We start from the raw sequence: 14,717 nt of genomic DNA, 5'->3' as shown, positions 1-14,717 counted from the left end.
TATTATTTACATTTTTGTAACTTCCCGATTGCGCCTGACGTATATGTCAATAGATGGCTTTGAAATAGGAATTTGCTGATATTTACCAGGAAGTCGCTTTGCTAACATCAGTTTACCGCAGGATGTGCCCTTAAAATATGTCTCAAGTTCTTGTTCATACCTGCCGATAACAATTCTTACACCCATAACTTTTTTGCAGGGGTGCAACTTGCTGCGCTTGAATAAGAAAACGATTATTTGATGGGGAAAGCATGAGCACCTTATTACTTCTTTTAGCTGCTATGCTGGCCTGCGTATTGATTGCCGGATGGTTGGTCTGGCGCAGCCTGAGGCTGCGTGCCGATTTGCCGCACGCGCAATCCTTTACCGGAGCAACCTCGCGCAAATTAACTGCCGAAGAACGCGCTGCTATTGAAAACTACATTGAGACGCTAACCCGTACGCAGGATATCGTCGGGCCTTCTGGTGCCAGTACCGCGCCGGTAAAACTGGTCCTCAATGCGCAGAGTAATACGGTTCTTTCTCTAACCCGCTCCATCACCCGCTATGGCCTGTCGACCGATGACGCCAATAAATGGCGCTATTACCTTGATTCTGTTGAAGTCCATCTGCCTCCTTTCTGGGAGCAGTACATCACTAACGATAATAACGTTGAGCTGATTCGTACTGAAACCGTCCCGCTGGTGATTTCGCTTAATGGCCACACGCTAAATGAAGATAACAGCGAAAGCCGGGGCTTCGCGCTGGAACGCACCCCCGGTAGCCAGGCGTCTATTCGCGGTGAAGAAAGCGAGCAAATCGAACTGCTGAATATCCGCCAGGAAACGCCTGAAGAAGCCGCCCTGAGCCGGCCGGACGGGCTGCGCGAAGCCATTCTTATGTGCGTCGCCTTCGTGATGCTGTTTCTTTGCCTGGTCAGCCCTTCCGTGGTGCTGCCGTGGCTGTTGGGCGGCGCAATTATGCTGCTGGCGGCAAGCCTGTGGGGGCTATTCGCTCCGCCGGCAAAAAATACGCTACGCGAAATACACTGTCTGCGAGGCACGCCAAAGCGCTGGGGATTATTTGGCGAGTCCAATCAGGAGCAGATCAACAACATCTCGCTGGGCATTATCGATCTGGTTTATCCCCCGCACTGGCAACCCTATGTAGCCCAGGATCTGGGGCAGGAAACCGACATCGATATCTATCTGGACCGCAACGTTGTGCGTCAGGGACGCTTCCTGTCGCTGCATGATGAGGTCAAAAATTTCCCCATTCAGCACTGGGTGCGCAACCTGGTGATCGCCGCCGGTGCGCTGGTGGTACTGTTGATGCTGACTATTTGGGTTCCGCTTGAGATGCCGCTTAAGTTAAGCATCTCCTGGCTGAAAGGCGCCCAGTCCATCGAAGCCACAAGCGTTGCCGATTTGGATAAAACCACGCTGCGCGTCGGCGACACGCTGCGCGTCAAAGGTACCGGCATGTGCAATATTCATTTGCCAGGCGCCTACACTGCCAAAGAGAACTCCACTTTTACGCCGTTTGACTGTTCGCAGATTATCTGGAATACCGCACGCCCGTTACCGCTGCCGGAATCGGATATCATGGACAAAGCCACCGCCCTGATTCAGGCCGTAAGCGGCCAAATCCATCCGCAAACGGAAGCCGATTCAAAGGTTAACCCGCAGTTAAGAACCGCTATCCAGAAATCGGGGATGGTGCTGCTGGATGATTTTGCCGGCATCGTGCAAAAAACTCAGGCGCTGTGTACGTCCGATGACGAATGCGTGCGGCTAAAAAACGCGCTGATTAACCTGGGCAATACCAAGGACTGGGATTCACTGATCAAACGAGCCGATGCGGGCAAACTCGACGGCGTAAACGTCCTGCTACGGCCGGTCAGCGCCGAATCGCTCGACAATCTGGTGATGACCTCAACCGCCCCGTTCTTCATCCGTGAAACCAACCGCGCGGCGCAGAAGCTCAACAGCCCGGCACCCGGCGGGTTTGTTATTATCAGCGATGAAGTCAGCGATCTGGTCGATCAACCGCTGCCACCGGTTTCTCTGTATGACTATCCGGCCCAGCAGCAATGGGGCGAGTTCCAGCGTCTTGCCGAAATGCTGCTCCAGACGCCATTCAGCGCCGAGGGTATTATCACCGGCCTGAGAACCGATGCGAACGGCACCCAGCATGTCACATTGCACCGCATCCCGGACAGCAGCAGCCTTTGGCGCTATATCGCCACAACGCTGCTGCTCTTCAGCATGCTGGTAAGCCTTGCGGTAAACGGTATGCTTGCGCTGCGCCGCTATCGCCGCAGCCGCCATCGCCTGGCGCAGATTCAGCAGTACTATGAAAGCTGTATGAATCCGTCGTTAGCGCCACTCCCCGCGATACGCTCGCTGTTCTAAACTTCACGCGACAGTATGCTAACCTGTCGCGTAGCTCTCTCCCAATCAGGTTTAACCCATGCATATTGATATTGCCTGGCAGGATGTCGACACCGTTTTGCTCGATATGGACGGCACGCTGCTGGATCTCGCGTTTGATACCCACTTCTGGCAGAAGCTGGTTCCGGAAACCGTAAGCCTTGAGCGCAACATCCCGCTGGATGAAGCTCACCGGTTGATTGCCAGTGAATATCATGCCGTGCAACATACGCTAAACTGGTACTGTCTGGATTACTGGAGCGAACGGCTTGGGCTGGATATCCGCGCCATGACCACCGCTCAGGGACCAAATGCCGTACTGCGTGAAGATACCGCCCCGTTCCTCGATGCGTTAAAAGCCTGTGGTAAGCGGCGAATACTGCTGACAAATGCGCATCCTTATAACCTGGCGGTGAAACTTGAACACACCGGTTTAGCACAGCACCTTGATTTATTGCTTTCCACCCACACATTTGGTTATCCAAAAGAGGATCAACGGTTGTGGCAAGCTGTGGCAGCGCATACGGGGCTGGACGAAGCAAGAACCGTATTTATCGATGATAGCGAGCCAATTCTGGACGCAGCGGCAAAGTTTGGTATTCGCTACTGCCTGGGCGTCACCAATCCGGATTCCGGAATGGCAGACAAAATCTGGCAGCGTCATCCCGCGTTGAATGACTATCGTCACCTGATCCCCTCGCTTCGGGTTAAGGAGTCGCGATGAAAGAGAAATCGTCCGAAGACGTACGCCTCGACAAATGGCTTTGGGCCGCACGCTTTTACAAAACTCGCGCCGTGGCCCGGGAAATGATTGAAGGCGGCAAAGTGCATTACAACGGGCAGCGCAGCAAGCCCAGCAAAATCGTTGAACTGAACGCCATGCTAACGCTGCGCCAGGGCAACGATGAACGCACGGTTAAAGTACTTGGCATAACCGAGCAGCGTCGTCCGGCAACGGAGGCGGTGCAGCTTTATGAAGAGACGGCGGAAAGCCTCGAAAAACGGGAAAAAATGGCGCTGGCACGCAAGACGAATTCGCTGACCATGCCGCACCCGGACCGTCGCCCGGACAAAAAAGAACGCCGGGATCTGATGAAATTTAAACACGGTGGCAACGACTAGCTGCCGCCTGACTGAGAGAAAACTATGGCTCAACACGACCAACTCCATCGTTACCTGTTTGAAAACTATGCCGTGCGCGGCGAACTGGTAACGGTATCCGAAACCTGGCAGCAGATCATGGAGAACCATGACTACCCGCAGCCGGTGAAAAAAATTCTCGGCGAACTGCTGGTCGCGACTAGCCTGCTGACGGCGACGCTGAAGTTTGACGGCGATATCACCGTCCAGCTACAGGGCGATGGCCCAATGACTCTCGCGGTGATCAACGGCAACAATAAACAGCAAATGCGCGGCGTGGCTCGCGTTCAGGCCGATATTCCTGCTGATGCTGATTTGAAAACGCTGGTTGGCAACGGTTATCTGGTCATCACTATCACGCCGAGCGAAGGCGAGCGCTATCAGGGCGTTGTGGGCCTGGAAGGCGATACGCTGGCCGACTGCCTGGAAGATTACTTCCTGCGTTCCGAACAGCTGCCTACGCGTCTGTTCATCCGTACCGGCGATGTACAAGGCCAGGCGGCTGCGGGCGGCATGCTGCTGCAAGTTTTACCTGCGCAAAACGCCCAGGCAGATGACTTCACGCACCTGGCCGCGCTGACGGAAACCATTACTGCGGAAGAGATGCTTACGCTGCCGGCCAATGACGTGCTGTGGCGCCTGTATCACGAAGAAGAAGTGACGCTCTACGATCCGCAGGCCGTTGAGTTCAAGTGCACCTGTTCCCGTGAACGCTGCGCCGACGCGCTGAAAACCCTGCCGGACGAAGAAGTGGACAGCATCATCGCAGATGACGGCGAAATCGACATGAACTGTGATTACTGCGGCAGCCACTACGTGTTCGATGCCATGGACATCGCCGCAATCCGTAACAACGCCTCCCCGGCGGATCCCCAGCTTCACTGATTTCCCTGGGGTGGACGGCGTTCGCGCTTATCCGCCCCGGTTTTTCATTCCCTTTCTTACGAACGCGCTCTCGATCACATCGCTTCCGTTTATTGCACTGTGTTTTAACATATTCGGAATATTTTACCCGACGTATTGCCAATCCCTGCCATACTCTCACCCCATTGTGACTAGCTTCACAGCGTTTTCCGCTGCCCTGATGTGAGTTGGATGCTCAAATCTATGAGTTTGGTCGCGGTTAACAAGCAATAAACAACCCTACAATCTGAGGTAGTACAAATTGGCTAAGGAGCAGTGACATGCGAGTTAAAGGTATAACCCCGCAGGATCTCAAGGCTTATGGTATTAACGATGTGAGTGAAGTGCTTTATAACCCCGATTACGACACTCTGTATCGCGAAGAGCTTGATCCCAGTCTGGAAGGCTTTGAACGAGGCGTAGAAACTCATCTCGGCGCCGTCGCCGTAGATACCGGCATCTTTACCGGCCGCTCGCCAAAAGATAAGTATATCGTTCGTGACGACACCACCCGTGACACGCTCTGGTGGGCGGATAACGGCAAAGGCAAGAACGACAACAAACCCCTCACCGTCGAGACCTGGCAAAGCCTGAAAGGTCTCGTTACCCGACAGCTCTCCGGCAAGCGCCTGTTCATTATCGACGCGTTCTGCGGCGCCAACGCCGATACCCGCCTTTCGGTACGTTTTATTACCGAAGTGGCCTGGCAGGCCCATTTCGTTAAGAACATGTTTATCCGCCCAACCAGTGAAGAGCTTGAATCTTTCACTCCCGACTTTGTGGTGATGAACGGCGCCAAATGCACCAACCCGCACTGGCAGGAGCAGGGAATGAACTCCGAAAACTTCGTCGCCTTTAACCTTACCGAAAGGATGCAGCTGATTGGCGGCACCTGGTACGGCGGCGAAATGAAGAAGGGAATGTTCTCTATTATGAATTACCTGCTGCCGTTAAAAGGTATTGCTTCTATGCACTGCTCGGCTAACGTCGGTGAAGCGGGCGATGTCGCCGTGTTCTTTGGTTTATCCGGCACGGGTAAAACCACTCTTTCCACCGATCCGAAACGCCGCCTGATCGGCGATGACGAGCACGGCTGGGACGACGACGGGGTGTTTAACTTCGAAGGCGGCTGTTACGCGAAGACCATTCGCCTGTCCGAAGAAGCCGAGCCGGATATTTTCCATGCCATCCGTCGTGATGCGCTGCTGGAAAACGTCACCGTACGCGCAGACGGCTCTATCGACTTCGACGACAGTTCAAAAACTGAAAACACCCGCGTGTCGTACCCGATTTACCATATCGACAATATCGTCAAACCAGTCTCCAAAGCGGGTCACGCCACCAAAGTTATCTTCCTGACCGCTGATGCATTTGGCGTTTTGCCGCCGGTTTCCCGCCTGACGGCGAACCAGACTCAGTACCACTTTCTGTCCGGCTTCACCGCCAAACTGGCAGGAACCGAGCGCGGCGTAACCGAACCGACGCCAACTTTCTCAGCCTGCTTTGGCGCAGCGTTCCTTTCGCTGCACCCGACTCAGTATGCCGAAGTGCTGGTGAAGCGTATGCAGACCGCAGGCGCGCAGGCTTATCTGGTTAACACGGGCTGGAACGGCACGGGCAAACGTATCTCGATCAAAGACACTCGTGCAATTATCGATGCGATTCTGGACGGCTCGCTTGACGACGCGGAAACCTTCACCCTGCCGATGTTTGATCTTGCTATCCCGACGGAGCTGGCCGGGGTTGATCCCCGCATCCTGGATCCGCGCAACACCTATGCGTCGCCAGAACAGTGGCAGGAAAAAGCCGGGCAGCTGGCTAAGCTGTTCGTGTCTAACTTTGAGAAGTACACCGATACTCCGGCAGGCGCGGCCCTGGTGAGCGCAGGACCGAAGATTTAATCTTCTCATTGCCCATAAAAAAACGAACCTCCTGAGGTTCGTTTTTTATTTTACGCCGGTTTATTGTCTTTACTCTGATGGACGACTTTGCTTATCGGCAAAGGCAGCCAGGCCCTGATGCGTAAACCGCCCCGCTCGCTCACGTCGATATCCAGCATCCCGTTATGGTTGTCGATAATACGCTGCACTATTGCCAGCCCAAGCCCGGTACCGCTGGTGCTACGCGCGCTGTCGCCGCGCACAAACGGCTGGAGAAGATGCTTAAGCTGCTCCGGTTTAATACCCGGGCCGTCATCTTCCACCTGGAACCAGGCGCGGTTAAGCTCGCCGCCGCTGCTGACTTTGATCCAGCCATTGCCGTAACGAGCCGCGTTCACCACCAGATTGGCTACGGCGCGTTTAATCGACAGCGGATGAATATTCACCGGCAGCTCGCCTGCCTGCAACGCGGTTTCAATCTCGCGCTCATAGCCGCTTTCGGCCGCGATCACTTCGCCCAGCACGCTGTTAAGATCGGCGGTTTCCAGCGGCATTTCCTGGCCGGTGCGCAGGTAGTCGATAAACTGTTCGATAATCGCGTTACATTCCTCGATATCTTTATTAATCGACTCGGCAAGATAGCCGTCTTCCTGACCCATCATTTCCGTTGCCAGACGAATACGCGTCAGCGGCGTGCGCAGGTCGTGGCTTACGCCCGCCATCAGTAGCGTGCGGTCATCCGCCAGTTGCTTAACGCCTGCCGCCATATGGTTAAAGGCTCGCGTAACCGAACGCACCTCCGAAGCACCGTATTCGCGCAGCGGCGGAGGGATTATCCCTTTGCCCACCTGCAAAGCGGCATGCTCCAGATCCACCAGCGGTCGGTTCTGGATGCGGATAAACAGCCATGCCCCTCCTATCGCCAGCAGCATAATCGCCAGCGTATAGCGGAACAGCGGCGAGAAATCGCCCTGATGAATTTCCGTCAGCGGCACCCGCACCCAGATATTCGGCGACAGCCAGGTTTTTAGCCACACAACGGGCGAGCTTTTGTTAACCTCAACGCGTACTTCCGTCGGACCGCCCAGTTGCTGCGCCATTTGATGGCTCAAAAACTCATAATGCTGCGCCCAGCGCAGGCCTGCGTCTTCCGCCGCTTCGTTGGAATACAGGGAAATCCCCAGCTCGCGGTAAATTTCACGACGAAAAGCCGGCGGCACCACCAGCTGCGTGCCGTCTTCAAGCTGCAGTTTATCGGTCATCAGCATACGCACTTCGTAGGCGAGGACTTTATTAAACTGTTGCAGGCTCGGCAAAATCGCGAAATTGAGCACCACGAGGTAGGTCGTCACCAGGCTGACGAACAGCAGGGTGACGATCAGGAGCAGCGTACGGGCAAACGAGCTTCTGGGTGAGAAGCGGACTCGCCTCATGCTTTAGAACCGTCCGGCACGAATACGTAGCCCAGACCCCAGACGGTCTGGATATAACGCGGGTGCGCCGGATCTTCTTCCACCATGCGACGCAGGCGGGAGATTTGCACATCAATCGAACGTTCCATGGCGCTGTATTCACGGCCGCGGGCGAGGTTCATTAACTTATCGCGGGAAAGCGGCTCACGCGGATGGCTGACCAGCGCTTTAAGCACGGCAAACTCACCGCTGGTCAGCGGCATAGGCTCATCTTCACGGAACATCTCACGGGTGCCGAGATTCAGTTTGAATTTGCCAAAGGCAATAACCGCTTCCTCCTGAGAAGGCGCGCCCGGCAGTTCGTTCGCCTGGCGACGCAGCACCGCACGGATGCGGGCCAGCAGCTCACGCGGGTTAAAAGGTTTTGGAATGTAGTCATCGGCACCGATTTCCAGGCCAACAATACGGTCAACCTCTTCGCCTTTTGCGGTAACCATGATTATCGGCATCGGGTTGCTCTGGCTGCGCAGACGGCGGCAAATAGACAGGCCGTCTTCGCCGGGCAGCATAAGGTCCAGCACCATCAGGTGGAAGGACTCACGGGTTAACAGGCGATCCATCTGTTCTGCGTTTGCCACACTACGGACCTGGAAGCCCTGCTCTGTGAGATAACGCTCTAACAGCGCGCGCAGACGCATGTCGTCATCCACAACCAGAATTTTATAATTCTCTTGCATTCTTATTACTCCCAAAGGCTCGAACAGTTGAGGGCGTATTCTTAAAAAACTGCGTCAATACGACCAGACAAATCTGGTATATATTCTAGTCGAAATTGTTACAAAGCATATTAAACAGTCGGTTATAGCGATTTTTTTACTAAAACGATGAGCGGCTTCGCACATTGTCGGGATTGCCATCACCCTGATTTATCGGTTTAAATCACCTTATTGTTATCCACGTTGCAGGCCCAACGATGAAAACGCCATTGATTACCCGCGAGGGCTACGAAAAGCTCAGGCAAGAAAAGGACTATTTGTGGCGCGAGGAGCGTCCGGAAGTGACCAAAAAGGTTACCTGGGCGGCAAGCCTTGGCGACCGCAGTGAAAATGCCGATTACCAGTACAACAAAAAACGGCTGCGCGAGATAGACCGCCGGGTACGTTATCTGACGAAATGCCTTGAGAACCTTAAAATCGTCGATTATTCGCCCCAGCAGGAAGGCAAAGTGTTTTTTGGCGCCTGGGTGGAAATCGAAAACGACGACGGCAACCTGCTGAAATTCCGCATTGTGGGCTACGATGAGATTTTCGGCCGCAAGGATTACATCTCTATCGACTCGCCCATGGCCCGCGCGCTGCTGAAAAAAGAAGTGGGCGATTTAGCCGTGGTGCAAACTCCCGGCGGAGAAGCCCAGTGGTACGTCAATGAAATCGAGTATGTGAAATAGCTCCCGTGTCAGCAACAGAACCGTCCGATTCCTCGTCGGGAAGGCGCTGTGGCTGGCATTTTTGCCCTCCAGTCCGTATAACTGTCCTCTGAAATTTCCGCACTAAACGCACTACACAGATGATAAAGCCATGATGAATGATTCACTCTGCCGCATTATTGCCGGTGAGCTAAAGGCCAGAAATGAACAGGTTGAAGCAGCCGTTCGCCTGCTCGACGAAGGGAATACCGTGCCGTTTATCGCACGTTATCGTAAGGAAGTCACCGGAGGTCTGGATGACACGCAGCTGCGCCAGCTGGAGACACGCCTGAGCTACCTGCGCGAGCTGTCCGATCGCCGCCAGGCCATTCTGAAATCTATCGCCGAACAGGGCAAACTGAGCGACGAGCTGGCAGCCGCCATTAACGGCACGCTGAGCAAAACCGAGCTTGAGGATTTGTACCTGCCGTATAAGCCAAAACGCCGCACGCGCGGGCAGATTGCAATCGAAGCAGGCCTTGAGCCGCTGGCGGAAATCCTGTGGAACGAACCGGCTCACGAACCTGAACAGGAAGCCGTTCGCTACATTGACGCGGACAAAGGCGTTGCCGATACCAAAGCCGCGCTGGATGGGGCTCGCTACATCCTGATGGAGCGCTTCGCCGAAGACGCAACGCTTCTGGCAAAAGTACGTAACTACCTGTGGAAGAACGCATATCTGGTTGCCACCGTGGTTAGCGGCAAAGAAGAGGAAGGCGCAAAGTTCCGCGACTACTTCGATCATCACGAACCCATCGCCACCGTCCCTTCTCACCGCGCGCTCGCCATGTTCCGCGGCCGCAACGAAGGCGTTTTGCAGCTTGCGCTGAATGCCGATCCGCAGCACGACGAGCCGCCGCGTGAAAGCTACTGCGAACAGCTCATTATCGACCATCTCGCTCTGCGCCTGAACAATGCCCCGGCAGACGCCTGGCGTCGCGGCGTCGTGAGCTGGACCTGGCGCATCAAAGTGCTGATGCATCTGGAAACCGAACTGATGGGCACCGTGCGCGAACGCGCCGAAGAAGAAGCGATCAACGTCTTCGCCCGCAACCTGCATGATTTATTGATGGCCGCGCCTGCTGGCCTGCGTGCCACCATGGGCCTCGATCCAGGTCTGCGTACCGGCGTCAAAGTAGCGGTTGTTGATTCAACCGGTAAACTGGTCGCCACCGATACCATTTATCCGCATACCGGCCAGGCCGCAAAAGCCGCGGTTGCCGTTGCGGCGCTGTGTGAGAAACACAACGTCGAACTGGTGGCTATCGGCAACGGGACGGCGTCTCGTGAAACCGAGCGTTTCTTCCTTGATGTACAGCAGCAGTTCCCGAAAGTGACCGCGCAAAAAGTGATTGTCAGCGAAGCGGGCGCTTCCGTTTATTCAGCTTCGGAACTGGCGGCGCTGGAATTCCCGGATCTGGACGTCTCGATTCGTGGCGCGGTGTCTATCGCCCGCCGCCTGCAGGACCCGCTTGCCGAGCTGGTGAAAATCGATCCGAAGTCTATCGGCGTCGGCCAGTATCAACATGACGTCAGCCAGTCGCAGTTAGCGAAGAAGCTGGATGCGGTTGTGGAAGACTGCGTAAACGCCGTGGGCGTGGATCTGAACAGCGCATCGGTGCCGCTGTTAACTCGCGTTGCGGGCTTAACGCGCATGATGGCGCAGAATATCGTTAACTGGCGCGACGAAAATGGCCGTTTCCAGGATCGCCAGCAGCTGCTGAAAGTCAGCCGTCTGGGGCCAAAAGCCTTTGAGCAGTGCGCGGGCTTCCTGCGTATCAATCACGGCAATAACCCGCTGGATGCCTCCACCGTGCACCCGGAAGCCTATCCCGTTGTTGAACGTATTCTTGCCGCGACAAAGCAGGCGCTTGCCGAACTTATGGGCAACGGCGACGCGCTGCGCGGCCTGAAGGCGAGCGAGTTTACCGACGAGCGCTTCGGTGTCCCGACGGTGACCGACATCATCAAAGAACTGGAAAAACCAGGCCGCGACCCGCGTCCGGAATTCAAAACCGCGAAGTTTGCCGACGGCGTGGAAACCATGAACGATCTGACGCCGGGCATGGTACTGGAAGGCGCGGTTACCAACGTCACCAACTTCGGCGCGTTTGTGGATATCGGCGTTCATCAGGACGGTCTGGTGCACATCTCTTCTCTTTCCGATAAATTCATCGACGATCCGCATAAGGTGGTGAAAGCCGGTGATATCGTCAAAGTGAAGGTGATGGAAGTGGATCTTGCCCGCAAGCGTATTGCGCTGACCATGCGCCTTGATGAACAGCCGGGTGAAACCAGTAACCATCGTAGCAGCGCGCCGCGTGAGCAAAACAACGCCCGCCGACCAGCGCAACAGCAGGCCAAACCGCGCGCACGGGATAACGCCAGCAACGGCAACAGCGCGATGAGCGATGCGCTGGCCGCCGCGTTTGGTAAGAAGAGCTAATCTACCGGCGGATGACGCAACGTATATCCGCCCTGTTGAAAGCCAGGGCAGGGCGGATATAACGCATAATTAACCTGTATTGTTCCTGACGCTTCCTGCCCACTCATTAATAACAGTTAATTATCCGCCCCTATTATTCCGCAGCTAATAAAACTATTTCCGCTGAATGTTTAAATAAGAAACCAACAAGCATCATTTACGTAACACATGAAATATCAACGTAACATTAGTCCAGGAATAAATTAAATAAGCATACGCCTTGTTGCATTTAATACTGAAAAATGCGCGCTCATTCATAAATAGTTATTGCAGATAAAAATTATTCTCATTATCATTGTTTTGCTTATTATTTCTCCTTTACCCCAAAAGACCGTTGGCTTTCACCGCGCTTCAGACGTGCCGGTGAATACAGCAGCTCCGCCAGTAACAAATTAGCGTCTTGCTCTAAGAAGGTCCTATGAATTTTTTACCGAACAGCGCGTGGAAAATTACCGGCTTCGCCCGTGAAATAAGCCCGGCCTATCGACAAAAATTATTGTCCCTCGGCATGTTGCCCGGTTCTTCTTTTAATGTCATACGCGTAGCGCCGCTTGGCGATCCGGTTCATATCGAAACACGCCGCGTCAATTTGGTTTTACGTAAAAAAGATCTCGAATTATTAAACGTCGAAGCCCTGGCCTGACAAACGGGACGGGCATTCGTGCCCCGGTTTTTATTCTCCTTAGTCGGTGAAAAATGAAAAACTTAACCATAGGTTTAATCGGTAATCCTAATTCGGGAAAAACCACGCTGTTTAACCAGCTTACTGGTTCGCGTCAGCGTGTCGGCAACTGGGCAGGCGTCACTGTCGAACGAAAAGAAGGACAGTTTTCAACCCTGACCCATCAGGTCACGCTGGTTGATTTACCGGGCACGTATTCCCTGACCACCATCTCCTCACAAACCTCGCTCGATGAGCAAATTGCCTGTCACTATATTTTGAGCGGCGATGCCGACCTGCTGATAAACGTCGTGGATGCCGCCAATCTTGAGCGCAACCTCTACCTGACGCTACAGCTGCTGGAGCTGGGTATGCCCTGCGTCGTGGCGCTCAATATGCTCGATATCGCTGAGAAACAAAATATTCGCATTGATATCGATGCCCTCGCCGCTCGTCTGGGTTGCCCGGTGGTTCCGCTGGTTTCCACACGCGGACGCGGCATAGAGGGGTTGAAATTAGCCATCGACCGACGCCAGCCAAATACCCGCGCAGAGCTGGTGCTCTATCCGCAGGCGCTGCTCGTTGAAGTGGATAACCTGGCGGCGGACATGGCAGAAGAGATACCCGAGCAGCAACGCCGCTGGCTGGCGCTGCAAATGCTGGAAGGAGATATCTACAGCCAGGCCTTTGCCAGCAGCGCGGCGGATAAGCTGGAAAGCGTGCGCGCCAGTCTCGCAAAAACCATTGAAGACCCGGCGTTGCTGATTGCCGATGCGCGCTACCAGTGCATCGCCGCCATCTGCGATACGGTGAGCAACAGCCTGACTGCCGAGCCGCACCGCCTTACCGCCATGATGGATAAAATTATCCTCAACCGCTTCCTCGGCCTGCCGGTGTTTATGCTGGTGATGTACCTGATGTTCCTGCTGGCGATTAACATCGGCGGCGCGCTACAGCCAATTTTCGACGGCGGCTCCGCCGCTATCTTTATCCACGGCATTCAATGGATTGGCTATACGCTGCGCTTCCCGGACTGGCTGACCATCTTCCTCGCCCAGGGGATCGGTGGCGGCATCAACACCGTGCTGCCGCTGGTTCCGCAAATCGGCATGATGTACCTGTTTCTCTCTTTCCTTGAAGATTCCGGCTATATGGCACGCGCGGCGTTTGTCATGGATCGGCTAATGCAGTCTCTCGGCCTGCCGGGGAAATCATTTGTTCCGCTGATTGTGGGCTTCGGTTGTAACGTGCCGTCGGTGATGGGCGCACGTACTCTGGACGCGCCGCGTGAACGCCTGATGACCATCATGATGGCGCCGTTTATGTCCTGCGGCGCGCGTCTGGCGATCTTTGCGGTGTTCGCGGCAGCGTTCTTCGGCCAGCAGGGTGCGTTAGTCGTCTTCTCGCTCTACATGCTCGGCATCGTAATGGCTATTCTCACGGGCCTGATGCTTAAGCACACCATCATGCGCGGCGAAGCATCACCTTTCGTGATGGAGCTGCCCGTTTATCACGTGCCGCATCTGAAAAGCCTGCTGTTGCAAACCTGGCAGCGCCTGAAGGCTTTTGTGCTGCGCGCGGGCAAAGTGATTGTTATCGTCAGTATTTTTATCGGCGCGCTCAACAGCTTCTCGTTTAGCGGCAAACCCGTGGATAACATCAACGACTCAGCGCTCGCGTCCGTCAGCCAGGTGCTAACCCCGCTGCTTAAGCCTATTGGCGTACACGAAGATAACTGGCAGGCAACCGTAGGCCTGTTTACCGGGGCGATGGCAAAAGAAGTGGTGGTCGGCACGCTGAATACCCTCTACACCGCAGAAGACATGCACAACGAGGAGTTTGACGCGGCTGGCTTTAGCCTGCTCGATGAGCTCGGCGACGCCGCAGATGAAACCTGGCAAAGTCTGAAAGACACCTTCAGCCTGAGCGTGCTCGCTAACCCAATAGAAGCCAGCAAAGGCGACGGCGAGATGGCAACGGGTGCCATGGGCGTGATGAGCAGCAAATTTGGCAGCGCGGCGGCGGCTTACAGCTACCTGATTTTCGTGCTGCTTTATATTCCGTGCATTTCGGTGATGGGCGCAGTGGCCCGCGAATCAAGCCGCGGCTGGATGGCGTTTTCCGTGTTGTGGGGGCTGGACATCGCTTACTCGCTATCAACGCTCTATTACCAGAGCGTGTCGTTCAGGGCGCATCCGCAATACAGCCTGGTCTGCATCCTTGCGGTGGTGCTGTTTAACCTGGTGCTGATTGGCGGATTGCGCCGCGCGCGCAGCCGTGTGGACGTCAGCCTGCTGGCAGCCCGTAAAACTGCTGCCGCAGCCTGCTGTGAAACCAGCGCTGGCGACTGCCACTAAGGA

The 14,717-nt window shown here is 55.0% G+C and carries 11 protein-coding genes; 9 read left to right on the top strand and 2 right to left on the bottom strand.

Going from position 1 to position 14,717, the window contains the following annotated elements:
* Nucleotides 1-251: 251 nt before the first annotated feature.
* The 5 genes from E2L00_RS18215 (at nucleotide 252) to pckA (ending at nucleotide 6,355) form a co-directional block, all read left to right on the top strand.
* Nucleotides 252-2,393, top strand: a complete 2,142-nt coding sequence (locus E2L00_RS18215; protein WP_167614222.1) for an intracellular growth attenuator family protein — start codon at nucleotides 252-254, stop codon at nucleotides 2,391-2,393.
* A 58-nt stretch (nucleotides 2,394-2,451) separates the two neighbouring features.
* Nucleotides 2,452-3,135 carry a GMP/IMP nucleotidase gene (yrfG, locus tag E2L00_RS18210; protein ID WP_167614220.1) on the top strand — a complete coding sequence of 228 codons (684 nt, stop codon included), beginning with the start codon at nucleotides 2,452-2,454 and terminating at the stop codon, nucleotides 3,133-3,135.
* Entirely contained in the window at nucleotides 3,132-3,533 is a 402-nt protein-coding gene (gene hslR / locus E2L00_RS18205) for a ribosome-associated heat shock protein Hsp15 (RefSeq protein WP_167614218.1), read from the top strand. Before yrfG ends, hslR begins: the two co-directional genes overlap by 4 nt.
* A 24-nt stretch (nucleotides 3,534-3,557) precedes the next feature.
* Nucleotides 3,558-4,436 carry an Hsp33 family molecular chaperone HslO gene (hslO, locus tag E2L00_RS18200; protein WP_167614216.1) on the top strand — a complete coding sequence of 293 codons (879 nt, stop codon included), beginning with the start codon at nucleotides 3,558-3,560 and terminating at the stop codon, nucleotides 4,434-4,436.
* A gap of 299 nt (nucleotides 4,437-4,735) precedes the next feature.
* Nucleotides 4,736-6,355, top strand: coding sequence for a phosphoenolpyruvate carboxykinase (ATP) (gene pckA, locus E2L00_RS18195; protein WP_167614214.1), 1,620 nt, complete (start codon nucleotides 4,736-4,738; stop codon nucleotides 6,353-6,355).
* A gap of 50 nt (nucleotides 6,356-6,405) precedes the next feature.
* Here pckA and envZ read toward each other — a convergent pair whose 3' ends face one another.
* Together envZ and ompR are read right to left on the bottom strand one after the other, a co-directional pair.
* Nucleotides 6,406-7,767: a two-component system sensor histidine kinase EnvZ gene (envZ, locus tag E2L00_RS18190; RefSeq protein ID WP_167614212.1), complete on the bottom strand. Its 1,362-nt coding sequence runs from the start codon at nucleotides 7,765-7,767 to the stop codon at nucleotides 6,406-6,408.
* Nucleotides 7,764-8,483, bottom strand: coding sequence for an osmolarity response regulator transcription factor OmpR (gene ompR, locus E2L00_RS18185; protein WP_001157751.1), 720 nt, complete (start codon nucleotides 8,481-8,483; stop codon nucleotides 7,764-7,766). Before ompR ends, envZ begins: the two co-directional genes overlap by 4 nt.
* Before the next feature lie 236 nt (nucleotides 8,484-8,719).
* Between ompR and greB the strand changes: the two genes are divergently transcribed.
* The 4 genes from greB (at nucleotide 8,720) to feoB (ending at nucleotide 14,714) form a co-directional block, all read left to right on the top strand.
* On the top strand, nucleotides 8,720-9,193 hold the full coding sequence (gene greB / locus E2L00_RS18180; RefSeq protein WP_167614207.1) for a transcription elongation factor GreB: 474 nt from the start codon (nucleotides 8,720-8,722) through the stop codon (nucleotides 9,191-9,193).
* Between the two features lie 130 nt (nucleotides 9,194-9,323).
* Complete coding sequence (locus tag E2L00_RS18175) at nucleotides 9,324-11,657, top strand: Tex family protein (RefSeq protein WP_167614205.1); 2,334 nt, start codon at nucleotides 9,324-9,326, stop codon at nucleotides 11,655-11,657.
* A 457-nt stretch (nucleotides 11,658-12,114) separates the two neighbouring features.
* The gene (gene feoA, locus E2L00_RS18170) at nucleotides 12,115-12,339 is read left to right on the top strand and encodes a ferrous iron transporter A (RefSeq protein ID WP_167614203.1); all 225 of its coding nucleotides are present in this window, start codon (nucleotides 12,115-12,117) and stop codon (nucleotides 12,337-12,339) included.
* Between the two features lie 53 nt (nucleotides 12,340-12,392).
* Nucleotides 12,393-14,714, top strand: coding sequence for a Fe(2+) transporter permease subunit FeoB (feoB, locus tag E2L00_RS18165; RefSeq protein WP_167614201.1), 2,322 nt, complete (start codon nucleotides 12,393-12,395; stop codon nucleotides 14,712-14,714).
* Nucleotides 14,715-14,717 lie beyond the last annotated feature (3 nt).

This window comes from Cedecea colo (assembly GCF_011808225.1).
Taxonomy (GTDB): domain Bacteria; phylum Pseudomonadota; class Gammaproteobacteria; order Enterobacterales; family Enterobacteriaceae; genus Dryocola; species Dryocola colo.
The sequence above is the reverse complement of the archived record's forward strand: the minus strand, read 5'-3'. Positions and strand labels throughout refer to the sequence as shown.